At 66.9% G+C, this 26425-nt stretch carries 26 protein-coding genes; 21 read left to right on the top strand and 5 right to left on the bottom strand.

What is annotated here, in order from left to right; translation table 11 throughout:
- Window positions 1-8 precede the first annotated feature (8 nt).
- The 3 genes from gshB to AC1KAR_RS11720 all read left to right on the top strand — a co-directional run bounded on the left by gshB (window position 9) and on the right by AC1KAR_RS11720 (window position 4141).
- The gene (gshB, locus tag AC1KAR_RS11730; protein ID WP_480317671.1) at window positions 9-950 is read left to right on the top strand and encodes a glutathione synthase; all 942 of its coding nucleotides are present in this window, start codon (window positions 9-11) and stop codon (window positions 948-950) included.
- Between the two features lie 124 nt (window positions 951-1074).
- A complete protein-coding gene (locus AC1KAR_RS11725) occupies window positions 1075-2217 on the top strand; it encodes an ABC transporter substrate-binding protein (RefSeq protein WP_480317669.1) in 1143 nt (380 codons plus the stop codon).
- 49 nt (window positions 2218-2266) lie between these two features.
- Window positions 2267-4141 carry an ATP-binding cassette domain-containing protein gene (locus tag AC1KAR_RS11720; RefSeq protein WP_480317667.1) on the top strand — a complete coding sequence of 625 codons (1875 nt, stop codon included), beginning with the start codon at window positions 2267-2269 and terminating at the stop codon, window positions 4139-4141.
- A gap of 40 nt (window positions 4142-4181) precedes the next feature.
- Here the strand turns inward: AC1KAR_RS11720 and AC1KAR_RS11715 are convergent, their stop codons facing one another.
- Window positions 4182-4949: a hypothetical protein gene (locus AC1KAR_RS11715; RefSeq protein WP_480317665.1), complete on the bottom strand. Its 768-nt coding sequence runs from the start codon at window positions 4947-4949 to the stop codon at window positions 4182-4184.
- A 49-nt stretch (window positions 4950-4998) separates the two neighbouring features.
- Complete coding sequence (locus tag AC1KAR_RS11710) at window positions 4999-6462, bottom strand: aminotransferase-like domain-containing protein (RefSeq protein ID WP_480317663.1); 1464 nt, start codon at window positions 6460-6462, stop codon at window positions 4999-5001.
- Between the two features lie 87 nt (window positions 6463-6549).
- Between AC1KAR_RS11710 and AC1KAR_RS11705 the strand changes: the two genes are divergently transcribed.
- From AC1KAR_RS11705 to AC1KAR_RS11690, 4 genes are read left to right on the top strand one after another with little or no spacing between them, the layout of a single operon-like run.
- Entirely contained in the window at window positions 6550-7767 is a 1218-nt protein-coding gene (locus AC1KAR_RS11705; protein WP_480317661.1) for an aminotransferase-like domain-containing protein, read from the top strand.
- A gap of 11 nt (window positions 7768-7778) precedes the next feature.
- The gene (locus AC1KAR_RS11700) at window positions 7779-8615 is read left to right on the top strand and encodes a PhzF family phenazine biosynthesis protein (protein ID WP_480317660.1); all 837 of its coding nucleotides are present in this window, start codon (window positions 7779-7781) and stop codon (window positions 8613-8615) included.
- Window positions 8612-9280 (top strand): VOC family protein, encoded by a 669-nt coding sequence (locus AC1KAR_RS11695; RefSeq protein WP_480317658.1) that lies wholly within the window; start codon window positions 8612-8614, stop codon window positions 9278-9280. Before AC1KAR_RS11700 ends, AC1KAR_RS11695 begins: the two co-directional genes overlap by 4 nt.
- A gap of 1 nt (window position 9281) precedes the next feature.
- The gene (locus AC1KAR_RS11690; RefSeq protein ID WP_480317656.1) at window positions 9282-10238 is read left to right on the top strand and encodes a threonine dehydratase; all 957 of its coding nucleotides are present in this window, start codon (window positions 9282-9284) and stop codon (window positions 10236-10238) included.
- A gap of 96 nt (window positions 10239-10334) precedes the next feature.
- Here AC1KAR_RS11690 and AC1KAR_RS11685 read toward each other — a convergent pair whose 3' ends face one another.
- From AC1KAR_RS11685 to AC1KAR_RS11675, 3 genes are all read right to left on the bottom strand, one after another.
- Complete coding sequence (locus AC1KAR_RS11685; protein WP_480317654.1) at window positions 10335-11573, bottom strand: Wzz/FepE/Etk N-terminal domain-containing protein; 1239 nt, start codon at window positions 11571-11573, stop codon at window positions 10335-10337.
- Window positions 11574-11581: 8 nt separating this feature from the next.
- The gene (locus AC1KAR_RS11680; RefSeq protein WP_480317651.1) at window positions 11582-14182 is read right to left on the bottom strand and encodes a polysaccharide biosynthesis/export family protein; all 2601 of its coding nucleotides are present in this window, start codon (window positions 14180-14182) and stop codon (window positions 11582-11584) included.
- A 203-nt stretch (window positions 14183-14385) separates the two neighbouring features.
- Window positions 14386-14838, bottom strand: coding sequence for a c-type cytochrome (locus tag AC1KAR_RS11675; protein ID WP_480317649.1), 453 nt, complete (start codon window positions 14836-14838; stop codon window positions 14386-14388).
- A 226-nt stretch (window positions 14839-15064) separates the two neighbouring features.
- Here AC1KAR_RS11675 and AC1KAR_RS11670 point away from each other — a divergent pair, with 226 nt between their 5' ends.
- From AC1KAR_RS11670 to AC1KAR_RS11605, 14 genes are all read left to right on the top strand, one after another.
- The gene (locus tag AC1KAR_RS11670; protein ID WP_480317647.1) at window positions 15065-15739 is read left to right on the top strand and encodes a cytochrome b/b6 domain-containing protein; all 675 of its coding nucleotides are present in this window, start codon (window positions 15065-15067) and stop codon (window positions 15737-15739) included.
- A 29-nt stretch (window positions 15740-15768) separates the two neighbouring features.
- Window positions 15769-16245: a GNAT family N-acetyltransferase gene (locus AC1KAR_RS11665; RefSeq protein WP_480317838.1), complete on the top strand. Its 477-nt coding sequence runs from the start codon at window positions 15769-15771 to the stop codon at window positions 16243-16245.
- Window positions 16246-16275: 30 nt separating this feature from the next.
- Entirely contained in the window at window positions 16276-17085 is an 810-nt protein-coding gene (locus AC1KAR_RS11660; protein ID WP_480317645.1) for an HpcH/HpaI aldolase family protein, read from the top strand.
- Window positions 17086-17124: 39 nt separating this feature from the next.
- Window positions 17125-17982 carry an aldose 1-epimerase gene (locus tag AC1KAR_RS11655; RefSeq protein WP_480317643.1) on the top strand — a complete coding sequence of 286 codons (858 nt, stop codon included), beginning with the start codon at window positions 17125-17127 and terminating at the stop codon, window positions 17980-17982.
- Between the two features lie 13 nt (window positions 17983-17995).
- Complete coding sequence (locus AC1KAR_RS11650; RefSeq protein ID WP_480317641.1) at window positions 17996-18892, top strand: SMP-30/gluconolactonase/LRE family protein; 897 nt, start codon at window positions 17996-17998, stop codon at window positions 18890-18892.
- A gap of 92 nt (window positions 18893-18984) precedes the next feature.
- Entirely contained in the window at window positions 18985-19461 is a 477-nt protein-coding gene (locus AC1KAR_RS11645) for an ATP synthase subunit I (RefSeq protein ID WP_480317639.1), read from the top strand.
- A gap of 26 nt (window positions 19462-19487) precedes the next feature.
- Entirely contained in the window at window positions 19488-20384 is an 897-nt protein-coding gene (gene atpB, locus AC1KAR_RS11640; protein WP_480317637.1) for a F0F1 ATP synthase subunit A, read from the top strand.
- A gap of 57 nt (window positions 20385-20441) precedes the next feature.
- Window positions 20442-20699: a F0F1 ATP synthase subunit C gene (atpE, locus tag AC1KAR_RS11635; RefSeq protein WP_056660939.1), complete on the top strand. Its 258-nt coding sequence runs from the start codon at window positions 20442-20444 to the stop codon at window positions 20697-20699.
- A 37-nt stretch (window positions 20700-20736) separates the two neighbouring features.
- Window positions 20737-21207 carry a F0F1 ATP synthase subunit B gene (locus AC1KAR_RS11630; protein ID WP_480317635.1) on the top strand — a complete coding sequence of 157 codons (471 nt, stop codon included), beginning with the start codon at window positions 20737-20739 and terminating at the stop codon, window positions 21205-21207.
- A 3-nt stretch (window positions 21208-21210) separates the two neighbouring features.
- Window positions 21211-21744, top strand: coding sequence for a F0F1 ATP synthase subunit delta (locus AC1KAR_RS11625; RefSeq protein ID WP_480317633.1), 534 nt, complete (start codon window positions 21211-21213; stop codon window positions 21742-21744).
- A gap of 67 nt (window positions 21745-21811) precedes the next feature.
- Entirely contained in the window at window positions 21812-23365 is a 1554-nt protein-coding gene (gene atpA / locus AC1KAR_RS11620) for a F0F1 ATP synthase subunit alpha (RefSeq protein ID WP_480317631.1), read from the top strand.
- 44 nt (window positions 23366-23409) lie between these two features.
- Window positions 23410-24303, top strand: coding sequence for a F0F1 ATP synthase subunit gamma (atpG, locus tag AC1KAR_RS11615; protein ID WP_480317630.1), 894 nt, complete (start codon window positions 23410-23412; stop codon window positions 24301-24303).
- 59 nt (window positions 24304-24362) lie between these two features.
- Window positions 24363-25763 carry a F0F1 ATP synthase subunit beta gene (gene atpD / locus AC1KAR_RS11610; RefSeq protein WP_480317629.1) on the top strand — a complete coding sequence of 467 codons (1401 nt, stop codon included), beginning with the start codon at window positions 24363-24365 and terminating at the stop codon, window positions 25761-25763.
- A gap of 25 nt (window positions 25764-25788) precedes the next feature.
- Entirely contained in the window at window positions 25789-26202 is a 414-nt protein-coding gene (locus AC1KAR_RS11605) for a F0F1 ATP synthase subunit epsilon (RefSeq protein WP_480317627.1), read from the top strand.
- Window positions 26203-26425: the final 223 nt, after the last annotated feature.

The following is a 26425-nucleotide window of genomic DNA, read 5'->3' as shown; positions in this document are numbered from 1 at the left end:
ACGCTCCCATGAAGTTGTTGTTCGTGGCCGACCCGCTGGAGGGTTTCAAGACCTACAAGGATTCAAGCTTCGCGATGATGCGTGAGGCCGCCTCGCGCGGCCATGAGCTCTGGGCCTGCGAAGCGAAAGACCTGCTGTGGCGGCGTGGCGAGAAGGTCAGCGCGCTGGCGCGCCGCTTCCGGCTGACCGGGAGCAGCGATGCCTGGTTCGACGCCGATGCCCGCAGTGCACTCGTGCTCGCCGACACCGATGCAGTGTTGATGCGCAGCGACCCGCCCTTCGACAGCGAGTACTTCTATGCCACGCACCTGCTGGAGCGGGCCGAGCGCGATGGCGCTCGCGTGTTCAACAAGCCGGCGGCGCTGCGCGACCACCCGGAGAAGCTCGCGATCCTGGAGTTTCCCCAGTTCATCGGGCCGACGCTCGTCACTCGCCACGCGGCCGAGATCCGCGCCTTCCACGCGGAGCACCAGGACATCATCCTCAAGCCGCTCGATGGCATGGGCGGGATGGGGATCTTCCGGGTCGGGCTCGATGGCCTGAACCTCGGCAGCATCATCGAAACGCTCAACAAGCACGGCGCGCAGACGGTGATGGTGCAGCGCTACCTGCCCGAGATCGTGAAGGGCGACAAACGCATCCTGCTGATCGCCGGCGAGCCCGTGCCGCACGCCCTGGCGCGCATCCCGCAGGGCAGCGAGATCCGCGGCAACATGGCCGTCGGCGGCAAGGGCGTGGCCCAGCCGCTGTCGGCGCGCGACCGCGAGATCGCCGAGAGCATCGGCCCGGTGCTGGCCGCGCGGGGCCTGCTGCTGGTGGGTCTGGACATCATTGGCGACTGCGTGACCGAGATCAATGTCACCAGCCCGACCGGCTTTCAGGAGATCACCGACCAGACCGGTTTCGACGTGGCGCGCATGTTCATCGATGCGCTGGAGCGCGCCGTGTGACTTCCTGCGCACCGCGCCCGCGGTGGATTTGAGCTTTTTGCACACGCGTGCGATTTAATGGCACGTGATCCCGCACCTCGCGGGAGCCCCTGCAAGAAGTCCAAATCACCCACCGGAGGGCAACGTGTCACTACCCATCTCCCGCCGCTCGGCGCTGCAAGGTGCCGCGGCCGCGGCGGCCAGCCTGGCGCTGCCGCACATCGGCTCGGCAGCCGAAACCGAAGACGACATCCTGATCGGCCAGAGCGCCCAGCTCAGCGGCCCCGCCGCATCCGCCATGACGCGCGTGCTCAAGGGCCAGGCCCTGGCCCTCGACGAGTTCAATCTCAAGGGCGGCGTGGCCGGGCGCAAGGTGCGCCTGATCACGCTCGACGACGCCTACGACGCCAAGCGCTGCGTGGACAACGTGGGCACGCTGATCGACAAGGAGAAGGTGGTGGCGCTTTACGGCCTGGCGAGCACCGCCAACGTGGCCGCGGTGCTGCCGATGCTGGGCGAGAAGAAGGTGCCCCTGATCGGCGTCTACACCGGTGCGCCCTCGCTTCGCACGCCGCAGCACCCCTACTTCTTCACCACCATGGCGAGTTACCGCGACGAGGTGGTGAAGATGGTGCAGAACCTCTCCACCGGGCACCGGCGCCGCCTCGGCGTGGCGGTGCTCAACAGCCCTTTCGGCAAGGAGATGGGGCCGATCATCGAAGAGGCGGCCAAGGACCAGGGCGTGACCGTCGTGGGCATGCAGGCCATCGACATGAACGGCCAGAACGTCGAAGCCGCGTGCCGCGCGCTGGGCGACACCAAGCCCGATGGCCTGATCCTGATGGCCTTCGGGCCCACGGTCGTGCCGCTGGTGCGCGGCGCACGCGCCTACGTGGGCGTGCCGCTGTATGCCCCCACCATCGCCAACAGTCGCGCCGCGATGGAAGCGCTGGGCAACGATGCGCGCGGCCTGGCCTTCACGCGCATCCTGCCCAACAGCCTGCGTGCGGTAACACCGATCACGCGCGACTACGGCGCGGCGATGGAGCGAGCGCAGATTCCCGTCGACCATGATCATTTCTTCGGCTACCTCAACATGCGCGTGCTGCTCGAGGCCCTGCGCCGTGCCGGCAAGGGCGTTACCTCGCAAGGCCTGGTGAGCACGATGGAGCGCCTCGGCACGCTCGACCTCGGCGGCTACAGGCTCAGCTTCGGCCCCAAGAACCACCACGGCTCGAAGTACGTCGACATGTCGGTGATCGGCCCGGGCGGGCGCTACATCATGTGATATCGCCCCCGGCGGGGGACAATGCGTGTTTTGCTCAGCGCCCCCCGCCATGGCCGTCCTCTCCCTCTCCAACGCACACCTGGCCTATGGCCATGTGGCGCTGCTCGACAACGCCGCCTTCTCGCTCGAATCCGGCGAACGCCTGGGCCTGATCGGCCGCAACGGCGCGGGCAAGTCCTCGCTGCTGAAGATCCTGGCCGGGCTCGAGAAGCCCGACGACGGCCTGCTGCAGATGACGCAGGGCGTGCGCGTGTGCTACGTGCCGCAAGAGCCGGTGTTCGACGCCGCCTCGAGCGTGTTCGACACGGTGAGCGCGGGCGTGGCCGAGGCCAAGAGCGTGCGCCAGCAGTACGAGGAGCATGCCGAGGGCGTGGACCTCGACGCGCTGCAAACGCGCATCGAAGCGCTCGACGCCTGGAACTGGGAGCAGCGCGTGGACACCACGCTCGCGCAGCTGCACCTCGACGGCGCGCGCGTCGTCGGTGAACTCTCAGGCGGCATGAAGAAGCGGGTGGCGCTGGCGCAGGCCCTGGTGGCCGTGCCCGACGTGCTGCTGCTCGACGAGCCCACCAACCACCTCGACCTCGACTCCATCGCGTGGCTCGAAGAACTGCTCAAGGGCTTCAGAGGCAGCGTGATGCTGATCACCCACGACCGCGCGTTTCTCGACAACGTCTGCACTCGCATCCTCGAACTCGACCGCGGCGTGATCCGCAGCTACCCGGGCAACTTCAGCGCCTACGAACGCACGAAGGAAGAGCAGCTCGCCTCCGAGGCGCTCGCCAACGCCCGCGCCGACAAACTGCTCGCGCAAGAGGAGGTGTGGATCCGCAAGGGCGTGGAAGCCCGCCGCACGCGCAGCGTGGCGCGCATCGAACGCCTGAAAGTGCTGCGCGACCAGCGCCAGAAGCGGCGCGACTCGCTCGGCCAGGTGCGGCTGGAGGTCGACTCCGGCGTGCCCAGCGGCAAGATCGTCGGCGAGCTGAAAGACGTCTCGATCCGGTTCGGCGAGAAGGTGATCGTCAAGGATTTCAGCGCCACCATCCTGCGCGGCGACAAGGTCGGCCTGATCGGCCCCAATGGCGCCGGCAAGACCACGCTGCTCAAGCTCATCCTCGGCGAACTGCAGCCCGACAGCGGCAACGTGCGCCAGGGCTCGCGCATCGAGGTCGCCTACTTCGACCAGATGCGCAGCACCCTCAAGCTCGACGCGACGCTGGCCGACACCATCAGCCCGGGCAGCGAGTGGGTGGAGTTCAACGGCCAGCGCAAGCACGTGATGAGCTACCTGAACGACTTCCTGTTCTCCCCGGAGCGCGCCAACTCCCCCGTGCGCACGCTCTCGGGCGGCGAACGCAACCGACTGCTGCTGGCCCGCCTGTTCGCGCTGCCGGCCAATGTGCTGGTACTCGACGAGCCCACCAACGACCTCGACATCGACACGCTGGAGTTGCTCGAGGAGCTGCTTCAAAGCTACGCGGGCACGGTGTTCCTGGTCAGCCACGACAGGCGTTTTCTCGACAACGTGGTCACCAGCACCATCGCCTGGGAAGGCGATGAGTCGCCCGGCCTGTGGCGCGAGTACGAGGGCGGCTACGAGGACTGGAAGATGCAGCAGACTCGCGCACGCGCGCTGCGCAGCGACAAGTCTGCAAAACCGGCTCCGTCAACATCCACGAGTGCATCGCCCCCCCCGCCCAAGAAGGCCAAGCTCAGCTACAAGGAGCAGCGCGAATTCGACGGCCTGCCGGCGCGTATCGAGGCGCTCGAAGCAGAACAGAAGGCGCTGGGCGAACAGCTCAGCGGCACCGCCATCTACAACGGCGACGCGCAGGTGCTGGTGCAGACGCAGGCCCGCTTCTCGCAGATCGAGAACGAACTGATGGAAGCGCTGGAGCGCTGGGAGTTGTTGAGCAATCGCTGAGCAGCCGCTGACCCGCCACTGAGCGACAGGCGCCGATCGCTCAGCGCCCGCCGAGCACGCCGAACAGCGACTCGCCGAAACCAGTGGGCCGCGTGCGGCTCACGATCAGGCCCGACTGCAGGTACAGGGCGTTGAGCAGGCGGGCGGCACGGGTCGTGTCGAGGCCGGGCCAGTCGGCCATCTCGCGCAAGGTGACGCGCTCGCCCTGGCTCAGCCGCTGGATCGACGCCATCAGCGCACCGCCCACGCGCAAGGGGCCGAGATCGATGTCAGGTGCGACCCGGTACGACACCTGGCCGGCAATCTCGGGCAGCAGGGTATTGCGTGCACCGCGCAGCGCGATCTCCCACAGCACCGGGCGCAGCGAGTGATAGTGGTGGTCTTCGCCGACAAGAGCCATCTCCTCGTGGCCCGGCGCGCGCAGCACCGCCGGCTCGACATGCAGCACACGCATCTCGGTGGGGCGCTGCAGCAGCAGGGCGTCGAGGCTGACGGGGCAATGCACCAGACGGTCGAGCGGGAACACGGTCAGGGGCACTACCACCTCGCCCATCTGCAGATGGATCACCACCTGCTGCGCATGGCGCACGCAGGCCGCGAGCACCTCCAGCATCTCCGACGCCTGCCCTGCGTGCTCGAAGCGGCTCAGGTCGGCCAGCAGCGAGAGGCTCAGGCCGGCCGGGCGCGTGGGGTTGTCGAGCACCTCGCGCGCACGTGGGCCCCCGGGCTCATGCAGGTAGCGCTCGAACGCGCTGACCCGCATCAACTCAGGCTCGCCGAAGGGAATGGTGGGTTCAAACAAACTCATGTAGCGGTACGACTTTAGGTGAGGGCCGCGGCCGGGATCAATCCCGGGCTCAGGCGGCGATGGTCTCGCGTGTTCGCTCCAGGGCGCGCCAGAAGCGTGCGTCCTGTGAGCTGGCGAAGTTGATGCGCATCAACGTGGTCGGGCGCGGCGCGGCATGGAACAGCGCGCCCGGTGCGAGCAGCCAGCCTTGATCGACCATCGCGTGCGAAAGGCGCTCAGTGTCCACTCCCACGTCGATCCAGCCGAAGAGACCCCGCGGCGGGGTCGCAAATCGACAGCCGGACGCCTCGGCAAGCTGCACCGTCCGGGCCCGTGCGGCATCGAGCTTTTGAGCCACACGCAGCGCATGCCGTCGCAGCAAGCCCTGCTCCAGGCAATGAGCAAGCGCTTGCTCCGTCAAGCTTGGTGTGGTGAGGCTGGTGAGCAACTTGGTGTCGACCATGCGATCGACCAGACCCGGTGGTACGGCCATGTAGCCGACTCGCCAGTTGGGCACCAGGATCTTCGAGAAGCCCGAGACGTACACCGTGCGCTCCAGCGCATCGAGGGCGGCCAGGCGCGGCAGGTGCGGTGGCGCGAGGTAGGCGTAGGTGTCGTCTTCGACGATATGCAGGTCGTGCTCCTGGGCCAGGCGCAGCAGCTTGTGCGCGTGACCGAGCGAAAGCGACGCGCCGGTCGGGTTGTGTAGCACCGACACGGTGATGTACAGGCGGGGCCGCTCGTGTGGCGCCTGCGCCTCGATCAGGCGCTGCATCACCGCGAGATCGGGCCCCTCTTCACCGCGTGGCACCGGCAGCATGCGCAGCCCGAGCGCCGCCAGCCGCGCGAACTCGATCGACCAGCCGGGGTCGTCGACAAGCACTGTGTCACTAGGCCGCAGCAGGGTGCGGGTGACGATGTCCAGCGCCTGCGTGGCGCCCAAAGTGGTCACGATCTGCTCGGGCGCGGCCTTGACGCCCACGTCGCCGAGCCGCTGCGCGAGGGCGCGGCGCAGGCGCAGGTCGCCGGCGGGCTCGCCGTAGCGCAGCGAATGCGCCGCGAGTTGGCTGGATGCGCTCACCCGGCGCAGCGCGCTGCTGAGCATGGGCAGGTCGAGCCATTCCACCGGCAAGGTGCCCAGGCCCGGCATGGGCAGCCCGCCGGGTGGCTCGAACATGCCGCGCACGAGCATGGTCGCGCTCACCGGCGGCACGAGGCGGTGTGGCGCGGCGGGCGCCTGGGGGGCTCCCGACAGATCCGTCGCAGACCCCAGGCGGCGCCCCTCGCGCTGCTCATCGCGCACGAAGAACCCCCGCTGCCGGCGCGACTCGACCAGGCCCTGCGCCAGCAACTGGTCGTATGCAGCCACCACGGTGTAGGGGCTTACGCCGTAGCGGCGCGCGCACTCGCGCACCGAGGGCAGGCGCGCTCCGGGTGCCAACAGGCGTTGGCGGATGTGCGCCGCAAAGCGGCTGGACAGCTGCTCGGTGAGCGTGGCGTCGGATGCGCGGGAGAGGGTCGACGGAGGAGTCATGTGCCGGCGATACAACCAATACAGGTCATGGGATGTGCCGGCATATTGTATTGGTCATGTGCTGGTTCTCAGGCCTAGACTGGCCGAATGAACTTGCCACCCCACCCCCTGCGGCCTCAGCGCGATGCTGCCGACACCTCGCTCTGGCGCATCTCGCGCCGCGCCGAGCGCATGAACCCCTCGGCCATCCGCGAGATCCTCAAGGTGACGGAGCAACCAGGCATCCTGTCGCTCGCGGGCGGCCTGCCTTCACCAGACAGCTTCCCCATCGACGCGATGCGCGAGGCCACCGCTCGCGTGCTGCGCGATCACCCGATCGAGGCACTTCAATACGCCAGCAGCGAGGGGTTCGGCCCCTTGCGCGAATGGGTCGCCGGCGAGCTGGCCGCCCAGGGTCTGCGCTGCACCGCCGCGCAGGTGCTCATCACCACGGGTTCGCAACAGGGCCTGGACCTGATCGGCAAGGTGATGATCGACGCCGGCAGCACCGTGGCCGTCGAGTCGCCCACGTACCTGGGCGCGCTGCAGGCCTTCAACCCCTGCGAGCCGGAGTTCGTGTCGGTGGCCTGCGACGACGACGGCCCCGTGCCCGAGGGCCTGGCTCGGGCACGGGGCGCACGCTTTCTGTACGTGCTGCCCAACTTCCAGAATCCGAGCGGCCGCTGCATCAGCGCGGGCCGGCGCGACGCCCTGGTGCAAGCAGCGCAGGCGATCGGCCTGCCCCTGGTCGAAGACAACCCCTACGGCGACCTGTGGTTCGACGAAGCGCCGCCCGCGCCGCTGGCCGCGCGCTGGCCCGAGGGCACGGTGTACCTGGGATCGTTCTCGAAGGTGCTGGCGCCCGGCCTGCGGCTGGGCTACATCGTGGCACCCAGCGAGCTCGGCCCCAAGCTGCTGCAGGCCAAGCAGGCCGCCGACCTGCACACGCCGAGCTTCAACCAGCGCGTGGTGCACGAGGTGATCCGCGACGGCTTCCTGCAGCAGCACGTGCCGATGATTCGTGCGCGCTACCGCGCCCAACGCGACGCCATGGCCGCGGCGCTCAAGGCGCACATGCCCACCGGTTGCCGCTGGAACGAGCCACGCGGCGGCATGTTCTTCTGGGTCGAACTGCCCGAGGCCGTGGACGCCACGGCGCTGTTCTCGCGCGCCGTGGCCAACGGCGTGGCCTACGTGCCCGGTGCGGCCTTCTACGCCCAACGGCCCCAGACCCATACATTGCGGTTGTCGTTCGTGACGCTGGCGCCGGCACAGATCGAGGAAGGCGTCGCGCTGCTGGCCCGAACCCTGCGCGAATCCACCTGACCCCGATCGGCATGAGCACACACGCCTACACCCAGGTCGACGTCTTCACCGACCAGCCCCTGCACGGCAACCCGCTGGCCGTGGTGCACGGCGCCGACGGACTGAGCACCGAGCAGATGCAGCGCTTCGCCCACTGGACGAACCTCTCGGAGACCACCTTCCTGCTGCAACCGACCGACCCGGCGGCCGACTACCGGGTGCGCATCTTCACGCCCAACCGTGAACTGAGCTTCGCCGGCCACCCCACCCTCGGCAGCTGCGCAGCGTGGCTGCGGGCCGGTGGCGCGCCGCGGGTGCGCAGTATGGTGGTGCAGGAATGCGGCGTGGGGCTGGTGCGCATCCGCCAGGGCGCGAGTGCGCCGGCGTTCGCCGCACCGGCGGCGATGCTGGAGACCGTCGACGACGCCACGCTGGCGTCGGTGATCGCCGCGCTCGGCCTGCGGCCCGAGCAAGTGCGAGCCACGCAGTGGATGAGCATCGGCCCCAAGTGGCTGGGACTGCTGCTCGACAGCGCCGACAGCGTGATTGCGCTGCGCCCCGATCTCGCGGCCCTGGCCCGCCTGGCCGATGTGGGGGTCGTCGGCCCTCACGCGCCCGGCAGCGAATGCCAGTTCGAATTGCGCGCGTTCGCCCCGGCCGACGGCATCGACGAAGACCCGGTCACCGGCAGCCTCAACGCGGGCGTGGCGCAGTGGCTCATCGGCGCCGGTCTCGCGCCGGTGCGCTACCTGGCGGCGCAAGGCCAGTGCGTGGGCCGCGCCGGCCGCATCCACATCGAGCAGGATGGCCGCACCACCTGGGTGGGCGGCCACAGCGTGTGCTGCATCGAGGGTCAGGTGACGCTGTGAGCACCACCCACGTCGACCACCTGGTGGTGGCCGCTCGAACGCTCGACGAAGGCGCGTCCTGGTGCGAGGCCACGCTGGGCGTGACGCCGCAGCCCGGCGGCCGACATGCGCTGATGGGCACCCACAACCGGCTGGTCAACATCTCGTCGGACGCTTTTGTGCGGGCCTATCTGGAGATCATCGCCATCGACCCCGAGGCGCCCGACCCGGGCCGCACACGCTGGTTCGACCTCGACGACCCCACGATGCAAGCGGCCGTGGCGCAGGGCCCGCGCCTGATCCACTGGGTGGCGCGCTGCGATGACCTGGGCGCACGATTGCGGGCCCTGGCCGCCGCCGGGCTGGACGGCGGCGAGCCAGTGCGCGCCGAGCGCGGGCCATTGCGCTGGCAGATCGGCCTGCGTGCGGATGGGCGCCGCCTGTTCCGCGGGGCGCTGCCCACGCTCATCGAGTGGGGTGAGCACCACCCATGCGAGCAATTGCCTGCCAGCGGCGCTCACCTGCAATCGCTGCATGTCGGCGGGCTGCCCGCCTCGGTGATGCCGGCGCTGCAGACCGCGGGCGCCAGCTTTTCGGCGTCATCGCCGCCCGCGGTGACGGCCACGCTTGCCACACCCCTGGGCGTGGTGTGCCTGCGCACTCGCCCCGACCACACCGAAGACTGACATGCCGATGCGCCCCGACCTCGACCACGCCCTCGCCACGGTCCATGCCGTTCAGCCGCCGACGCCGCAGTACTGCTGGCCGCTGCTCAGCCAGCGCCTGGGGGCGCAGGCCTGGGTCAAGCACGAGAACCACACGCGGGTCGGCGCCTTCAAGCTGCGCGGCGGGCTGACCTACTTCGACACCCTGCGCCAGCGCGAACCGGGCTGCGCCGGCGTCATCGCCGCGACGCGGGGGAACCACGGCCAGTCCATCGCGATGGCCGCGCGCAGCCACGGCCTGCCGGCAATCATCGTCGTGCCGCGCGACAACTCGGTCGAGAAGAACGCGGCCATGCGCGCGCTGGGTGCCGAACTCATCGAACACGGGGACGACTTCCAGGCCGCACGCGAGCACGCCACGGCCGTGGCCGATTCACGCGGGTGGCACATGGTGCCCTCGTACCACGACGACCTGGTACGCGGTGTGGCGACCTATTGGCTCGAGTTCTTTGCGGCGGTGCAGCCGGACGTCGTCTTCGTGCCCATTGGCCAGGGTTCAGGCATCTGCGCCTGCGCCGTCGCGCGGAGGCACATGGGCCTGCGAACGCGCATCGTCGGCGTGGTGTCGGCGCACGCGACGAGCTATCTGCAATCCTTCCACGCCGGACGAGTCATCGAAGCACCCGTCACCACGGTGCTCGCCGATGGCATGGCCTGCCGCGTGGCCGATGCGCAGGCGCTCGACGTGATCCGGCGCGAGGTGGACGACGTGATTGCCGTCACCGACGATGAAGTCGCCGCGGCGATGCGCGCGCTGTTCGCGGACACCCACAACGTGGCCGAAGGAGCCGGCGCCGCCTCGTTGGCCGGCGCCCTGCAGCAGAAAGGCCGCTGGGCCGGTCGCTGCGTGGGCATCACCTTGACCGGCGGAAACGTCGACAGCAACGTGTTCGCTCAAGTGCTGCGCACGGAGGCCTGATCGAGGCAAGCCGAATGCGTGTGTCTGTCGGCCCGTTCTATCGGCCCGTTCTATTGGCCGGTTCTATTGGCGCGACCGGTCAGCCAGGCAGGTACGTCAGCGGGCGCGGCGCAAACGCCACGCCTGCGCGAGTTGTGCCCAGGCCTGCGCCTGCTCCGGGTGCTGCTCGCGCATCGCCTGGCGATAGCGGCGCACGATGACGTAGATGCTCGACAGCAGCAGCGCCATCATCGTGGCACCCAGAACGATCAGGGCGCGCGAGGGCTTGGACTTGTAGTCGGGCGTCACGGCCACGTCCACCTGTTGCAGCACCGGGCCCTCCTTGGCCTCATCCAGCCGCGCAATCTCGAACTGGCGCAGCATTCCGGCCAGCAGCGTCTCCTGGAACTTCACCTCGCGCACCGCGCGCACGTACTCCACGGCGGCGGCAGGCAGCCCGGCGATCGGGATGTCGATGCCACTGGCGGCACCTGACGGGGGAACCGCCGACTCCATGCGCGACAACTCAGCGCGCAAGGCAGCCAGCTCGGAGCCCAGGCGTTGCACGTCGGGGTTCTGCGCCGTGGCGCCCGTGCGAAGCACGCGCAGCTGAACCTCGCGCTCGACGATCCGGGCCTTGAGCTCGGCCACCGCCTTGATGATGGCCTCGGACTGCTGATCGAGCGCGACCATGCCGGATTTCTCTTGCACCGCGCGCAGCGCCTGCTCGGCATTGATCAGGTTCTCCTTGGTCTCCTTCAGGCGCACGTCAAAGAACAGGCGGCGCTGTTGCGCTTCGGAGACGGCGAGGCGGCCCATCAGTTTGGTGATTTCCGTGGAGTACGCGTTGGCTAGCTCGGCGGCGAACTTCGGGTCCTTATCGTCAACATCGACCGAGATCAGGCCAGACTTCTTGTCGGCTGACACGCGGACAAACGACGGAAATGTCTGGCGCATTGCTTCATACGTCTTGATCCCAAAGCGGTCGTACAGGTCAAACCTAGTGGCCAACTCGCGCTGAACGCTGTCGCTCTTGAGCAAACCCACATAGAGTTCGTCCGGCGTTTTGGCGCTGATGCCCCCCAGCCCACCCAGCGACCCCAATGCCGCCAGGGCCGCCGCGGACGCACCGCCCTGCTGTTGTGACGAGGGCGGCAGCAACGTGGTCCGGGCCGTGAAAATTGGCGTTTGCATCAGAGCAAAAGCCAGCGCCAACAGCGTTACCACGCCCGTGACGATCACTATCACGCGCTTGCCTTCACCCAGCCAAATTAGCAAGTCAAGGAGACTCAACGTTGGCTCGTCATCCAGCTCTTCGACCACTTGAGCCACCGCCTGAGATTGAGGTTCGTTCATGGCCCGCCTCAATTGCCGCGCAAGGTCTGGATCGCCGCAGCGCCCAGGCCGAACTGGTAGAAGATCTGGCCGAAGTCCTTCAGGTTGCGCACGAGGGCACGCCCCCAGGTCTCGTAGTCGAGCTGGGTGGGCACCACGATCGCGTCGCCTGGATAGACACCCTGCGACTCGATGCCACCGCCAAAGAAGCCGCCGTAGCTGCCCGCGTGCGTCGCGGTGCCGTCGGCGCGCAGCACGAACATGTTCGAGGTCTCGGCCGCATCGTCCAGGCCGGCCTGCCGCAGGTAATCACCCACCGTGCGGCCCGGCTTCCAGAGCAGGGCATTGTTGTTGACTACGGCACCCGCAACCGTGATGAAGCCTGGACGGGCCGGCACCACGATGCGATCGCCGTTCTCGAGCGGCACTTGCGGTAGCGTGTCCACCGACGTGTCCTCGGGTTGGAGCTCAAGAGCGATACGCCCATTCGGCTCCACGCGGCGCAGGCGCGCCATCTGGGCCTGCGTCGCCGCGGCGCTGAGTGAAGCTCCCTGCAGCGCAGACACGTCGTCGCGGAGGTTGGCCGCCTGACGCGCGCTCTGTGTGGCGGCCAGCGCTTCCAGACGCGCTACCGCAGCCAAGAGGTTCTCACGCTGACGCTTGCGCGTTTCTTCGCGGGTGAACTCCAACCCGTACGCATAGGCCTGGGGCGTGAAGCCGCCCGCACGCGTGAGAAGCTGCGGCAAGGTTTCACCGGGCAGCAGTTGGTACACGCCCGCGGCACTCACCTCGCCCTCGACCGTCACGAGCCGCGTCTGGCGCGCCAGAGGCACTCGCATGTCTTTCTGGTTGTAGACCGTCACCACGTCGCCCGGCATCAGCTCCACGTTGTTGGCCGGATCGCTTTGCAGCACCGCCTTGCCGAGATTGAACGGGATGATCCGGGTGCTGAGGTCGGGGTTCAGGCGCTCGATGACCGCGTAGTCCCAGTTCAGCTCGTCGAACAAGGCCTTGGGCGCCTTCTTGGGCCGTTCAGCGCTCATCTGACCGCGCGGGTCACCAGCCTGCTGCGGGTTGCCGTTGGCGTCGCGCGCGCTGCCGCTCGAACCCTGGCGCGCGTAGTCGTCGGCGGCGTAGGCTGCACCCGCGCCCGCCCCTCCTGCGATCAGGTTGCCTTGCTCGTCATAGCGTCGATCGTCATCACGCGAGTCGTAGCGTGGGTCGTTGCTCGACCCGTATCGCGCATCGCTGCGCGGGTAGTCGTCGCGCCGGTCGCCATAGCGCCGGCCCGAGGAGCGCGGGTCTTCGCCATCCGCCTGCACCAGCTGATTCTTGCGACGAAAGAAGTCCGGCGAGATGAGCGCCTCGGCATTCGGGATCAGGTCGCGGATGCGCATGCCTTCGGTGAAGGCGTAGCGCAGCGGTTGCGCCACCGGGCCCTTGAGGGTGATCGCATTCTTGAACTGCTGCGAAATCGGCAGCAGCGTCAACACGTCGCCGTCTTTCATGGCGCGCTGCAGGCCGGTGTCGTCGAGCTTGAACTCCTCGACATAACGCGGGGCCGGGCTGCGTGCCGGATCGATGCGTTCGAGCAGCACCTTGTTCGGATTGGTCAGCACCACGGTGCCGCCGGCATAGCGGAGCACGTCGCGCACCGGCTCTTCCGCCGCCTTCAATTCGTAGATGGCCGGCGTGTCGAGCGCGCCGTTGATGGCCACACGCGGGCCGGCAGGCTGAAACACCACCACATCGCCACTGATCAGCTGGACATCCTTCGACTTGTCGCCTTGAACCAGGAAGTCGTAGATGTCGAGCTCCGACACCAGCGTGCCATTGCGGCGCAACTGCACCTTGCGCATCGAACCACTGGGGCCGGGGCCTCCTGCGGCGACCACCGCCGACAGCATGGTGCCCTGGCTGGCCACGGTGTACACCCCCGGCAGCCGCGCCGGGCCGACCACGAACACCTTCAGGCCGCGCAGCTGCCCGAGCGAGACGCTCAGGCTGAAGTTGGTGTAAAGCCGCCCGATCTGCGCCCGCAGGTGCTTCTCGAGTTCTGACGCACGCACACCCGCCACCGTGAAGCTGCCAATCTTGGGCAGGTTCACCTGGCCGTTGCGATCGACGGTGGCGCGCATGTCGGCATCGACCGCACCCCACATGCGGATCATCAGTTCGTCGCCCGTTCCCACGGTGTAGTCGCTCGAGACCGGCACGTTGTCGACCGTCGACAGCCCATTGGCGGCGTCGACGAAGAAGCCCGAGCCAAAGATCGGCAAACGCCGCCCGGTCGCCTGCTCGACGAACTTCTGGAATTCGCTCGGCTTGGCCGGCTGCAATTCGATGCGTCGGCCACCGCCGTCGCTCATCGAGGGCGCCGACTCGCCGGGGCGCTGCGCCGCGCCGCCGCGCCCGGAAGGGTTGCGCGGGTCAGCGCCGACGCCACTGGCCGAAGCGGATGGGGGGTACACCGGCAGCGAACCCTGGGACGAGTAGCTCGGCGGGTTGAACATGCTGCCGCCGGCACCCTCATCGGCGGCGAAGCCTGTTGCAGCGAAACACCCCATCCCCAGGAAAACGACCCACGCCTTCAGGGTCGGCAACGCGGCGCAACGGCGGAACACAGTCATGCGAAACAAGCTCGTAATGGGCCCGAGGCCCGGCGAATCAGGCGGGCCTGGCATGCGCAGGCCCCGCGGCGAAGCTGTTGAAACAGCAGCCGGCAATGGTAGCGGATGCCCTTGACGGCCCCGCTCGGTGCCCGCCCCAAGGAGAGGCCCGCCGGGGCGGGCTTGCTCACCTCAACGGGCACGGCACTGCCGCAACCCGCCCGTCATTCCTTGCGATAGGTGTCGTGGCAGCCTTTGCAGGCCTTGCCGACGCCCCCGACAGCCGCCTTGATGGCGTCGGCGTTGCCCGTCTTGGCCGCGGCGTTCAACTTGACCATTTCCTCTTGCATGGCGGTGGCCGCGGCATTGAACTTGTCGCGCTCTGTCCAGATTTCGGGCTTGGCCTTGGTGTCGCCCTTGTCCGAGCCGTCGACAAAGCCGGCATAGGGCAGCCTGGACACCATCGCGGCAATCTCCGCGTTGTCGGCCACCGCCTTGGCATCGAACGGCACGCGCCCGTTCGCCATGGCCGCGACGCGACCGAAGTGCGCCGCCATCACGGTGAAGGCTGCCTTGCGGTACTTGATCGCGTCCTCGGGTTTCGCGAACTGTGCGGCGGCGGGCAGAGCCGCGCCCAGGCTGACGAGCGCAGCGACGGTCAGGAACAGAGGTTTCATGCGGATTCTCCTGGCTGAAGAGGCTGGGACTGTTATTTGTGGCTTGAGGCGCGAGTGGCCCAAGCCGGGTGCCCGCAACCTCCTCAGGGTGCGGCCCAGCCCAGTGTAAGCAGCGCCAACCGCCCATAGCAGGTGCTTCCCCGTATTCCCTGCCCTGACGGCCATCGCCACTCGCCACGGCCGGCGCGATTGGGTATCTTTGCTGCCTGCCGTTTCATTGCGCACCATGCCCCCCGCCTTTCGACGCACCCGAGTCTGGGATCTACCCACCCGCCTCTTCCACTGGCTGCTGGCCGCCGCCGTGATCGCCCTGATCGTCACCGCCAAGCTGGGGGGCAACGCGATGGTCTGGCACTTTCGCCTCGGCTACGCGGTTCTGGCGCTGCTGGCGTTTCGCGTGCTGTGGGGGCTGGTGGGCGGTCGCTGGTCGCGTTTCGCGAGCTTCATCTATTCGCCCGCCAACCTGCTGCGCTACCTGCGGGGCAGCGGGGGAGAGCATTTCGCTGTCGGCCACACCCCGACCGGTGCGCTCTCGGTGTTCGCGCTGCTCGGCCTGCTAGCGGTGCAGGTGGGCACCGGCCTCATCGCCGACGACGAGATCGCCAATGCCGGCCCACTGGTCCGATTCGTAAGTGGGGCTACCAGCAGCATTGCAACCGGCTGGCACAAGAACTACGGGCAGTGGCTGATCATCACGCTGGTCGTGCTGCACGTGGCGGCGATCGCCTTCTATTACTTCCGCAAGCGGCAGAACCTCGTCGGCCCGATGCTCACCGGCGACAAGACACTGCCGGAGGCCACGCCGGCGTCGGCCGACACATTCGGCACGCGCGCACTGGCCGTCGCGCTGATGGCCGCCTGCGCCGGCGCGACGGCGTGGCTGGTGAGCCTGGGAGCCTGACGGTGCCCTACACCCCGCACGCGCCCGACATCCGGCTCATCACGCCGGACACGCCCGAACTGATCGCCACGACGCGAGCCATCTTCCGGGACTATGCCGCCAGCCTCGACATCGACCTGGAGTTCCAGGGCTTCGAGGAGGAGCTTGACACCCTGCCGGGCGAGTACCGCGCCCCCGGTGGCCAGTTGTTGCTGGCGATGATCGACGACGATGTCGCGGGCTGCGGCGCCTTCCGCCCCTTGGCCGATGCCGACTACGCCAACGCCTGCGAGATGAAGCGCCTGTATGTGCGCCCCGCCTTCCGGCGCTTCGGGATCGGCCGCCTGGTGGCGCAGCGCCTGCTCGACGATGCACGCCGCGCCGGCTACTCGCACATGCTGCTCGACACGCTCGACGACATGGAATCCGCCCGCACGCTGTACTCGACGCTGGGCTTCGAAGATGTACCCCCGTACTACTTCAACCCCATCCCCGGCGCACACTACCTGCGTGCGCGACTCGATTAGCGACTGATCCACCACCCTGGAGATGGCGCGATGAACGCATTCCGGCAACTCCTTCATTCCTCTGGCGGCCACCCGCCTCTCGGCACCTGGATCTGCTCCGCCAGCCCACTCGTCGCCGAAGCCATCGGCTGCGCCGGGTTCGATTGGGGCGTGCTCGACATGGAACATGCGCCGCTCGACCTGCCCGGCGTGACGCAGTTGCTGCAGGCGGTGGCCAGCACGAAGATGATGCCGGTCGTGCGCGTGCCGTGGAACGACTCCGTCATCGTCAAACGCGTACTCGACGCCGGCGCCAGCACGCTTCTGTTCCCGATGGTGCAAAGCGCCGCCGAAGCCCGGCAGGCGGTCGCGGCAACGCGTTACCCACCCGACGGCGTGCGCGGCGTGGCCGGCCTCAGCCGGGCCTCGCGCTACGGCACCACGCCGCACTATCTGAAGAACGCCAACGCGCAGGTGGGCGTGATCGTGCAACTCGAGTCGCCTACTGCGCTGGAACATCTCGACGCGATCGCCGCCGTGCCTGGGGTGGATGCGCTCTTTCTGGGCCCATCCGACCTCTCCGCCGCCATGGGCCACCTGGGTGAACCTCACCACCCTGCCGTGTTCGACCGCATGGCGCAGGCTGCGCAGCGCTGCAAGGCGCTCGGCATCGCCGTTGGCACCGTGGGCGACACGCCCGAGCTCGTGGCGCAGTACCGCGCCGCGGGGTTCGACTTCGTGGCGGTCGGGTCCGACCTCGGGCTCATGATGCGCGCCGCACGCCTCGCGCTCGGTGCCCTGCGAACCGGCGGTGGCGATCATGTGCACCTTCTTTCCAGCGGCACGCAGACCGGCACCTGACACCGCACGAGCGCATACCGTGCGCCCCACTCCAAGATCATGAGCACAACACCCCAGATTCACGAACTCCACGCAGGGCTGCTGCGGCTGGCCGTGCGGCCCGACCTGGGCGGCAGCATCGCCGGCCTCTGGCACGGCACGACGCCGGTCATGCGCTGCACCGAGCCGGCCGAGCTGACGTCGGCACGGCTTTCAGCCTGCTTCCCGCTGGTGCCCTATTCCAACCGGATCGGGCATCGGCGCTTTCGCTGGCAGGGGCGCGATCACACGACGGCCGCCAACTTCCCAGACAGCCCGCACTCCCTGCACGGCGTTGCCTGGATGCACCCGTGGGGCGTCGCCTCCATCGGCCCCTCGGAGCTCGTGCTGAACTACACGCACACGCCCGACGAACACTGGCCCTTCGCGTTCGCTGTCGAGCAGCACATCTCGCTGACGCCCGAACGGCTGAGCCTGCGATACGCATTCACCAACACGGCCGATACCGCCCAACCTGTCGGACTCGGCTGGCACCCGTACTTCCCAGCCCGCGCCACGAGCCATTTGGCCGTCGACGTCACCCACCAGTGGGAACGCGATGCCACGCTGCTCCCCACACATGCCGTGGCGCACGCAGGCATCGATGCCCCGGTGGCTCAACTCGACTTCGACCACTGCTTCGAGGGCTGGTCCCGCTCGGCGCTCATCCGCGACGACCAGTTCACGCTGTCCCTGCGCTCTTCCTTGCCCTATGTTGTCGTTTTCACACCCCGCGACCGCGGCTACTTCTGCGTCGAGCCCGTCAGCCACGTCAACAACGCCCTGCAGCTCCCCGAGCCGCTCGCCCATGGCGTACGCGCGGTGGGGCCCGGCGAGGTCACGCAGGCCTGGATGACGCTCGAGATCACCGCCGCATGACGCGCCGTACGCCATGACCGCCGTGATCACCCCCCTCGACGCGCCCGAGTCGCTGCTCGGCGAGTCGCCGCTGTGGCACCCGATCGAACAGGTGCTCTATTGGTGCGACATCCCGGGTCGCGCGCTGAACCGCTTCGATCCGCGCACGTCACGCCACGATCGCTGGCAGTTCGAGACCGAGCCCGGCAGTTGCGCGCCTCTGCGAGAAGGCGGAGTGCTCCTCGCCATGCGCGATGGCCTGTGGCGCTTCGACCCCGCCACTGCGCGCCGCACACCACTCGCAGCCGCTCCCTACGACACGCGAAGCGAGCGCTTCAACGACGGCAAGTGCGACCCCGGCGGCCGCTTCTGGGTCGGCACGATCTACGAGCCGCGCGATCAACCGCACGCATCGCTCTATCGGTACGACGGCCGGGCGCTCACGCGCATCGCGGGCGACATCACCGTCGGCAACGGGCTCGCCTGGAGCCCGGACGGAAACACGCTCTACTACAGCGACACCAAGGCCCACACGATCTATAGGTGCGATTTCGACGCCGCCACCGGGCAGCCCGCGTCTCGCAGCGTCTTCGCCAGCTTCCCCGTCAAGCAGGCGCAGCAAGATCTCTCCACCTACGGCGGGCGGCCCGACGGCGCGGCCGTCGACACGCTCGGGCAGTACTGGGTCGCCATGTTCGAGGGCCAGCGCCTGCTGTGCCTGTCGCCCCGCGGCGAAATCACCTCCGACATTGCGCTGCCGGTGCGCTGCGCCACCATGCCCTGCTTCGGTGGGGGTGACCTCAAGACGCTTTATATAACGACGGCACGCGAGAACCGCCCACCACCCGAGCTCGAAAGCCAACCGCTCGCCGGTCGGGTTCTCAGCTTGCGGGTCGACGCCCCCGGCCTGCCGGCGAGCTGTTTCGGCTGAGGCGCGACAGCTTCGTTTCAGGTGCTCCGGGAGCGCAGGGGTTTCCACGTATAATTCCGAGGCTTTGCTGCTTCCGGACGTAACTGGCCACCATGAACGCACATCCCGATCATGGTTTCCGCGACTTCCAGGACACAGATGCGGCGCAAGAGCCGGCTTTCAAGCCACTGTCACCAGAAGAAGTGGCGGCGCTGAGAGCCAAACATCCTCCGATCTCGCCATGGCGGGTCATCGCGGCGCAAGCCGGCTTGGGTGTTGCTTGCGCGCTCGTCGGCTGGCTGATCACGCACCAAATGAGCGTGGTGTGGTCGGCGCTCTACGGAGCAGCAGTGGTGGTGATTCCGGGAGGGCTGTTGGCCTGGGGGATCCGCCGCAGAACAGACAATCCGGCGGCGGTCGTCGTGGGGTTCATGTTCTGGGAGCTGATAAAGATTGCCGTGGCGGCGTCCATGTTGGTGGGCGTGGCCGTTTGGGCACCCGCGTTGAGCTGGCCGGCACTGCTGGTCACGCTCGTGGTGTGCCTGAAGGTGGGTTGGTTGGGGCTGCTGTCGCGGCGCCGACCGTTGTGAACGATAAAAAGAGAGTCTGATTCGACATGTCTGCCGAAGCAAACGCCGCTGCCCACGTGGGCCCGTCGCCCACTGAATACATCCAGCACCACCTGCAGCACCTGCAGAAGAACTTCTCTTTCGAGAGCGTGAAGCAGACGTCCATCGTCGACTTCAGCATCTTCAATCTCGACTCCCTCGCCTTCTCGGTCGTCCTCGGCATCGTCGGGTGCTGGGTGATGTGGATGGCCGCGCGCCGCGCCACCTCGGGTGTGCCGGGCCGCTTCCAGGCTGCCGTCGAGATCCTGGCCGAGATGGTCGAGAACCAGGCCAAAGGCGTGATCCACAACGCCAAGAGCCGCAAGCTGATCTCTCCGCTGGCCCTGACGGTCGCGGTCTGGATCTTCCTGATGAACTTCATGGACATGCTGCCGGTCGATCTGCTGCCTGCCGCCTGGCATGTGGCCGGCCCCGCGATGGGCTTCAAGGATTACCTGCGCATCGTGCCCACGGCCGACCTGTCCACCACGCTCGGCCTGTCGACCAGCGTGCTGCTCGTCTGCCTTGTCTACAACGTCAAGATCAAGGGCGTTGGCGGCTGGGCGCACGAACTTGTTGCCGCCCCCTTTGGCGACAAGTGGTTCCTGTACCCGGTGAACTTCTTGATGCAACTGATCGAATACGTCGCCAAGACCGTGTCCCACGGCATGCGGCTGTTCGGCAACATGTTCGCCGGCGAGCTCGTGTTCATGCTGATCGCCTTGATGGGCGGCGTATGGGCATGGCAGTTCAATCCTGTGTCCGGCGGTTTCTGGCTGGGCGTGGGGCATGTGGTGGCCGGGACCGTCTGGACCCTCTTCCACATTCTCGTGATCACGCTGCAAGCCTTCATCTTCATGATGCTGACGCTGATCTACACGGGCCAGGCGCACGACGCGCACTGATCCGAATCTTTTGTTCTTCCCTTTCTCTTTTCATTTTCATTCCCCCTAGGAGCAATCATGGATAACAGCTACATCGGTCTTCTGGCACTGGCTTGCGGTTTGATCGTCGGCCTGGGCGCGATCGGTGCCTCGATCGGCATCGCACTGATGGGCGGCAAGTTCCTCGAATCGTCGGCTCGCCAGCCTGAACTGATGAACGAACTGCAAACCAAGATGTTCATCTTGGCCGGTCTGATCGACGCGGCCTTCCTGATCGGCGTCGCCATCGCGCTGCTGTTCGCGTTCGCCAACCCGTTCGCCGCGTTCATCAAGTAATTCGTCGCCACCCTTTCACGGTTGAAAGGACTGTGCAATGAACATCAACGCAACACTGTTCCTGCAAGCGATCGTTTTCGCGATCCTTGTCTGGTTCACGATGCGCTACATCTGGCCGCCCCTCACCAAGGCGCTGGACGAACGTGCCGCGAAGATTGCCGAGGGCCTGTCGGCCGCCGACAAGGCGAAGTCGGAGCTAGCCGCCACGCAACAGCGTGTCGGCGAGCAACTGGCTGCCGCCCGTGACGACGCGACCAAGCGCCTGGCTGACGCCGAGCGCCTCGCGCAGTCGATGATCGAAGACGCCAAGACCCGCGCAAGCGACGAAGGCGCCAAGATCGTCGCCGCCGCGAAGGCCGAGGCCGAGCAGGAAGCCACCCGCGCACGCGAAGCGCTGCGCGATCAGGTGGCCGTGCTCGCGGTCAAGGGCGCAGAGCAGATCCTCAAGCGCGAAGTCAACGCCGGCGTCCACGCCGACATCCTGAATCGCCTGAAGGCTGAGCTGTAAACCATGGCAGAGCTTGCAACCATCGCGCGCCCCTACGCCGAGGCGCTCTTCAAGGCGTCCGACGCCGACAGCGCTACAGCGCTGGCGGCCGAGGTCCAGTCGCTGGCCGTCATCGCCGGCGAGGCACAACTGCGCCAGTTCGCGGCCAACCCCAAGGTCTCGTCCCAGCAGGTGCAGGATCTCGTCGCCGCGGTGCTGAAGCAACCCCTGTCGGCCGCAGCCAAGAACCTGCTGCAGCTGGTGCTCGAGAATGATCGCCTGGCGGCGTTGCCCGAAGTGGCAGCGCAGTTCCATGCACTCATCAACGAGCGCTCGGGTGTCTCGGATGCCGTGGTCTACAGCGCCTACCCCATCGAGGCGGCGCAGCTGACCGACGTGAAGGCAACGCTGGAGAAGCGCTTCGGGCGCAAGCTCAATGCCACCGTGGTGGTGCAGCCCGATCTGATCGGCGGCATCCGCGTGGTGGTCGGCGACGCAGTGCTGGACACCTCGGTCAAGGCCCGTCTTGAACAAATGAAGGCCACGCTGACGGCCTAATACGTCGTCGGCCCCCGCCCGCCCCCAACTGCAGAGGCCTTTGACCGACGCAGACCGGAGAGAAGCTATGCAACTGAATCCCGCAGAAATTTCCGAACTGATCAAGAGCCGCATTGAAGGGCTTGCCACTTCAGCGGACATCCGCAACCAGGGCACCGTGGTTTCGGTGACCGACGGCATTTGCCGCGTCCACGGCCTGTCCGAGGTGATGCAAGGCGAGATGCTGGAGTTCCCGGCCGGCTCCGATGGCCAGCCGACCTACGGTCTTGCACTGAACCTCGAGCGCGACTCCGTCGGCGCCGTGATTCTGGGCGAGTACGAGCACATCTCCGAAGGCGACACCGTGAAGTGCACGGGCCGCATCCTGGAAGTGCCGATCGGCCCCGAACTGAAGGGCCGTGTCGTCAACGCCCTCGGCCAGCCGATCGACGGCAAAGGCCCGATCAATGCCAAGCTCACCGCCCCGATCGAGAAGATCGCCCCCGGCGTGATCGCACGCAAGTCGGTTGACCAGCCGATGCAGACGGGCCTGAAGTCGATCGACTCGATGGTGCCGATCGGCCGTGGCCAGCGCGAGTTGATCATTGGCGACCGCCAGACCGGCAAGACCGCCGTCGCGATCGACACGATCATCAACCAGAAGGGTCAGAACATGACCTGCATCTACGTTGCGATCGGCCAGAAGGCGTCGTCGATCAAGAACGTGGTGCGCGCCCTTGAAGCCAACGGCGCCCTGGAATACACCATCGTCGTGGCCGCCTCGGCCGCCGAATCGGCCGCGATGCAGTACGTATCGGCCTACTCGGGCTGCACGATGGGCGAGTACTTCCGCGACCGCGGCGAAGACGCGCTGATCGTGTACGACGACCTGTCCAAGCAGGCCGTCGCCTACCGCCAGATCTCGCTGCTTCTGCGCCGCCCGCCGGGCCGCGAAGCCTACCCCGGCGACGTGTTCTACCTCCACAGCCGCCTGCTCGAGCGCGCAGCCCGCGTGAACGCCGACTACGTCGAAGCCTTCACCAAGGGCGAAGTCAAGGGAAAGACCGGCTCGCTGACCGCGCTGCCGATCATCGAAACGCAAGCCGGTGACGTGTCCGCCTTCGTGCCGACCAACGTGATCTCGATCACCGACGGTCAGATCTTCCTGGAGACCTCGCTGTTCAACGCCGGCATCCGCCCCGCCATCAACGCCGGTATCTCGGTGTCGCGCGTCGGTGGCGCTGCGCAGACCAAGGTCGTCAAGGGCCTGTCCGGTGGTATCCGTACCGACCTGGCGCAGTACCGCGAACTCGCAGCATTCGCCCAGTTCGCATCAGACCTCGATGAAGCCACCCGCAAGCAGCTCGACCGCGGTGCGCGCGTGACGGAACTGCTTAAGCAGGCCCAGTACTCGCCGCTGTCGATCAGCCTGATGGGCGCGACGCTGTTTGCCGTGAACAAGGGTTTCATGGACGACGTGGACGTCAAGAAGGTGCTCGCCTTCGAAGCCGGCCTGCACCAGTTCCTGAAGGCCAGCCACGCCCCGCTGCTCAAGAAGATCGAAGACACCAAGGTGCTCGACAAGGATTCGGAAGCCGAACTGTCGAACGCCGTGGCGGCCTTCAAGAAGACCTTCGCCTGACCCGTCCTGACGGCCCCAAGACCCTTTAAAGAAGGAACTCCGTCATGGCAGTAGGCAAGGAAATACGCGGCAAGATCAAAAGCTTCGAGAACACGAAGAAGATCACCAAGGCCATGGAGATGGTGTCCGTCTCCAAGATGCGCAAGGCGCAGGAACGGATGCTCGCGGCCCGCCCGTATGCCCGCAAGGTCCGAAGCCTGGCGGCCAATCTGGCGCAGGCCACGCCCGAGTACAAGCACGCGTTCATGGTCGAGAACCCGGAGGCCAAGACCACCGGCGTGATCGTCGTGACCACGGACAAGGGCTTGTGCGGCGGCCTGAACACCAATGTGCTGCGCACCGTCACGACGGCGCTGCGCGAGTTCGAAGGTGCGGGGCAGCGGGTCGAAGCGGTCGCCATCGGCAACAAGGGCCTGGGCTTCCTGAACCGTGTGGGCGCGAAGGTCGTCTCGCAGGCCACGCAACTCGGTGACCAGCCGCATCTCGATCGTCTGATCGGCCCGGTCAAGGTTTTGTTCGACGCTTATGCCGAAGGCAGGCTGTCGGCCGTCTACCTGGCGTTCACCCGTTTCATCAACACGATGAAGCAGGAGCCCATGCTGGTGAAGGTGCTGCCGCTCGACGCCAACGTGCTGAAGCTCGAGGACGACGCAGGTGCCGTGGGCGCCGGATCACACGGCTGGGACTACATCTACGAGCCCGATGCCGCCACGGTGATCGATGAATTGCTGGTGCGCTACACCGAAGCCCTGGTCTACCAGGCCGTCGCTGAAAACATGGCATCGGAACATTCGGCGCGCATGGTGGCGATGAAGGCCGCAACCGACAACGCCGGGAGCATGATTGCCGAACTCAAGCTGGTCTACAACAAGGCCCGCCAGACAGCGATCACGACCGAGCTCTCGGAAATCGTGGCGGGTGCCGCGGCCGTCGGTTGACGACGACGCCCCACCCCGCAATCGACGAATCAAGAATCTGAATATTGAAGGAAACGAACATGGCTGACGGCAAAATTGTTCAGTGCATCGGCGCCGTGGTGGACGTCGAGTTCCCCCGCAACGCAATGCCGAGGGTGTACGACGCCCTCAAGCTCGAAGGCTCGGCACTGACGCTCGAGGTGCAGCAGCAGCTCGGCGACGGCATCGTGCGCACCATTGCGCTCGGCTCGTCCGACGGCCTGCGCCGCGGCTTGACAGTGTCCAACACCGAGGCCCCAATCAGCGTGCCAGTCGGCCGTGCGACGCTCGGTCGCATCATGGACGTGCTCGGCAGCCCGATCGACGAGCGCGGCCCCGTCAGCCAGGAACTGACCGCATCCATTCACCGCAAGCCGCCGGCATTCGACGAGCTGAGCCCCTCGCAAGACCTGCTCGAAACCGGCATCAAGGTGATCGACTTGGTGTGCCCGTTCGCCAAGGGCGGCAAAGTGGGCCTGTTCGGTGGCGCCGGCGTCGGCAAGACCGTGAACATGATGGAACTCATCAACAACATCGCCAAGGCCCACAGCGGTCTGTCGGTGTTCGCTGGTGTGGGCGAGCGCACCCGCGAAGGCAATGACTTCTATCACGAGATGGCCGACTCCGGCGTCGTGAATCTCGAGAAGCTCGAAGACTCGAAGGTCGCCATGGTGTACGGCCAGATGAACGAGCCCCCGGGCAACCGCCTGCGCGTCGCGCTGACCGGCCTGACCATCGCCGAGTCGTTCCGTGACGAAGGCAAGGACGTGCTCTTTTTCGTCGACAACATCTACCGCTACACCCTGGCCGGTACCGAAGTGTCGGCACTGCTGGGCCGGATGCCTTCCGCCGTGGGCTACCAGCCGACGCTGGCCGAGGAAATGGGCCGCCTGCAAGAGCGCATCACCTCGACCAAGGTCGGCTCGATCACCTCGATCCAGGCCGTGTACGTGCCTGCCGACGACTTGACCGACCCGTCGCCTGCCACGACCTTTGCCCACTTGGACTCGACCGTGGTGCTGTCGCGTGACATCGCCTCGCTGGGCATCTACCCCGCCGTGGACCCACTCGACTCGACCTCGCGCCAGCTCGACCCGCACGTGGTCGGCGAAGAGCACTACAACACCGCCCGCGCGGTGCAAGGCACGCTGCAGCGCTACAAGGAACTGCGCGACATCATCGCGATCCTGGGCATGGACGAACTGTCGCCGGACGACAAGCTGGCCGTGGCCCGCGCCCGCAAGATGCAGCGCTTCCTGTCGCAGCCCTTCCACGTGGCCGAAGTCTTCACCGGCTCGCCCGGCAAGTACGTGCCGCTGAAGGAAACGATCCGCGGCTTCAAGATGATCGTCAACGGCGAATGCGACTCGCTGCCCGAACAGGCCTTCTACATGGTCGGCACCATCGACGAGGCCTTCGAGAAGGCCAAGAAGCTGAACTGATCGCATCCCTGAAAAGGAAACCCTGATGGCAACCCTGCACGTAGACGTCGTCTCCGCCGAAGAGAACATCTTCTCCGGCGAAGCGAAGTTCGTCGCCTTGCCGGGTGAGCAGGGCGAGCTCGGGATCTTCCCGCGCCACACGCCCTTGATCACCCGCATCAAGCCCGGTGCGGTGCGCATCCAGCGCGCCGACAACGGCCAGGAAGAGTTCGTGTTCGTGGCCGGCGGCATCCTCGAGGTGCAGCCGGGCATCGTCACCGTGCTGGCCGATACGGCTATTCGCGGCAAGGACCTCGACGAGGCGAAGGCAAGCGAAGCTAAGAAGCTGGCCGAAGAGGCGCTCAAGAATGCCAAGAGCGACATCGACCTCGCTCGCGCGCAGAACGAACTTGTTTCGCTGGCCGCTCAGATCTCGGCGTTGCGCAAGTTCCGCAAGTAAGCGCCGCGCCGCGCTCGCAAGAAACCCGCATGGTGCGCCCTGCGGGTTTTTTCTTGCCTGTCCAATCCAGAAAGCCAAGTGCTTCCCACCCGACCCTCCCCGGGCTAGCCCGCATTGCTCGCAGCAGGGTTGATCTCTTTAATTGCACGCGCGTCTATAAATAATGACGAGTAACGCAGACGTCACGACGCGGCTGCGTTCGCAAACAAACACCCAGGAGACA

It is taken from the genome of Piscinibacter sp. PDB1-1, assembly GCF_056675995.1.
The sequence above is the reverse complement of the archived record's forward strand: the minus strand, read 5'-3'. Positions and strand labels throughout refer to the sequence as shown.

Excerpts from the sequence above, each read along its gene's own strand:
- gshB (WP_480317671.1), top strand. The coding sequence starts at position 9 with ATGAAGTTGTTGTTCGTGGCCGACCCGCTGGAGGGTTTCAAGACCTAC.
- AC1KAR_RS11720 (WP_480317667.1), top strand. The coding sequence starts at position 2,267 with ATGGCCGTCCTCTCCCTCTCCAACGCACACCTGGCCTATGGCCATGTG.
- AC1KAR_RS11715 (WP_480317665.1), bottom strand. The coding sequence starts at position 4,949 with ATGAGTTTGTTTGAACCCACCATTCCCTTCGGCGAGCCTGAGTTGATG.
- AC1KAR_RS11710 (WP_480317663.1), bottom strand. The coding sequence starts at position 6,462 with ATGACTCCTCCGTCGACCCTCTCCCGCGCATCCGACGCCACGCTCACC.
- AC1KAR_RS11705 (WP_480317661.1), top strand. The coding sequence starts at position 6,550 with ATGAACTTGCCACCCCACCCCCTGCGGCCTCAGCGCGATGCTGCCGAC.
- AC1KAR_RS11700 (WP_480317660.1), top strand. The coding sequence starts at position 7,779 with ATGAGCACACACGCCTACACCCAGGTCGACGTCTTCACCGACCAGCCC.
- AC1KAR_RS11690 (WP_480317656.1), top strand. The coding sequence starts at position 9,282 with ATGCCGATGCGCCCCGACCTCGACCACGCCCTCGCCACGGTCCATGCC.
- AC1KAR_RS11685 (WP_480317654.1), bottom strand. The coding sequence starts at position 11,573 with ATGAACGAACCTCAATCTCAGGCGGTGGCTCAAGTGGTCGAAGAGCTG.
- AC1KAR_RS11680 (WP_480317651.1), bottom strand. The coding sequence starts at position 14,182 with ATGACTGTGTTCCGCCGTTGCGCCGCGTTGCCGACCCTGAAGGCGTGG.
- AC1KAR_RS11675 (WP_480317649.1), bottom strand. The coding sequence starts at position 14,838 with ATGAAACCTCTGTTCCTGACCGTCGCTGCGCTCGTCAGCCTGGGCGCG.
- AC1KAR_RS11670 (WP_480317647.1), top strand. The coding sequence starts at position 15,065 with ATGCCCCCCGCCTTTCGACGCACCCGAGTCTGGGATCTACCCACCCGC.
- AC1KAR_RS11660 (WP_480317645.1), top strand. The coding sequence starts at position 16,276 with ATGAACGCATTCCGGCAACTCCTTCATTCCTCTGGCGGCCACCCGCCT.
- AC1KAR_RS11655 (WP_480317643.1), top strand. The coding sequence starts at position 17,125 with ATGAGCACAACACCCCAGATTCACGAACTCCACGCAGGGCTGCTGCGG.
- AC1KAR_RS11650 (WP_480317641.1), top strand. The coding sequence starts at position 17,996 with ATGACCGCCGTGATCACCCCCCTCGACGCGCCCGAGTCGCTGCTCGGC.
- AC1KAR_RS11645 (WP_480317639.1), top strand. The coding sequence starts at position 18,985 with ATGAACGCACATCCCGATCATGGTTTCCGCGACTTCCAGGACACAGAT.
- atpB (WP_480317637.1), top strand. The coding sequence starts at position 19,488 with ATGTCTGCCGAAGCAAACGCCGCTGCCCACGTGGGCCCGTCGCCCACT.
- atpE (WP_056660939.1), top strand. The coding sequence starts at position 20,442 with ATGGATAACAGCTACATCGGTCTTCTGGCACTGGCTTGCGGTTTGATC.
- AC1KAR_RS11630 (WP_480317635.1), top strand. The coding sequence starts at position 20,737 with ATGAACATCAACGCAACACTGTTCCTGCAAGCGATCGTTTTCGCGATC.
- AC1KAR_RS11625 (WP_480317633.1), top strand. The coding sequence starts at position 21,211 with ATGGCAGAGCTTGCAACCATCGCGCGCCCCTACGCCGAGGCGCTCTTC.
- atpA (WP_480317631.1), top strand. The coding sequence starts at position 21,812 with ATGCAACTGAATCCCGCAGAAATTTCCGAACTGATCAAGAGCCGCATT.
- atpG (WP_480317630.1), top strand. The coding sequence starts at position 23,410 with ATGGCAGTAGGCAAGGAAATACGCGGCAAGATCAAAAGCTTCGAGAAC.
- atpD (WP_480317629.1), top strand. The coding sequence starts at position 24,363 with ATGGCTGACGGCAAAATTGTTCAGTGCATCGGCGCCGTGGTGGACGTC.
- AC1KAR_RS11605 (WP_480317627.1), top strand. The coding sequence starts at position 25,789 with ATGGCAACCCTGCACGTAGACGTCGTCTCCGCCGAAGAGAACATCTTC.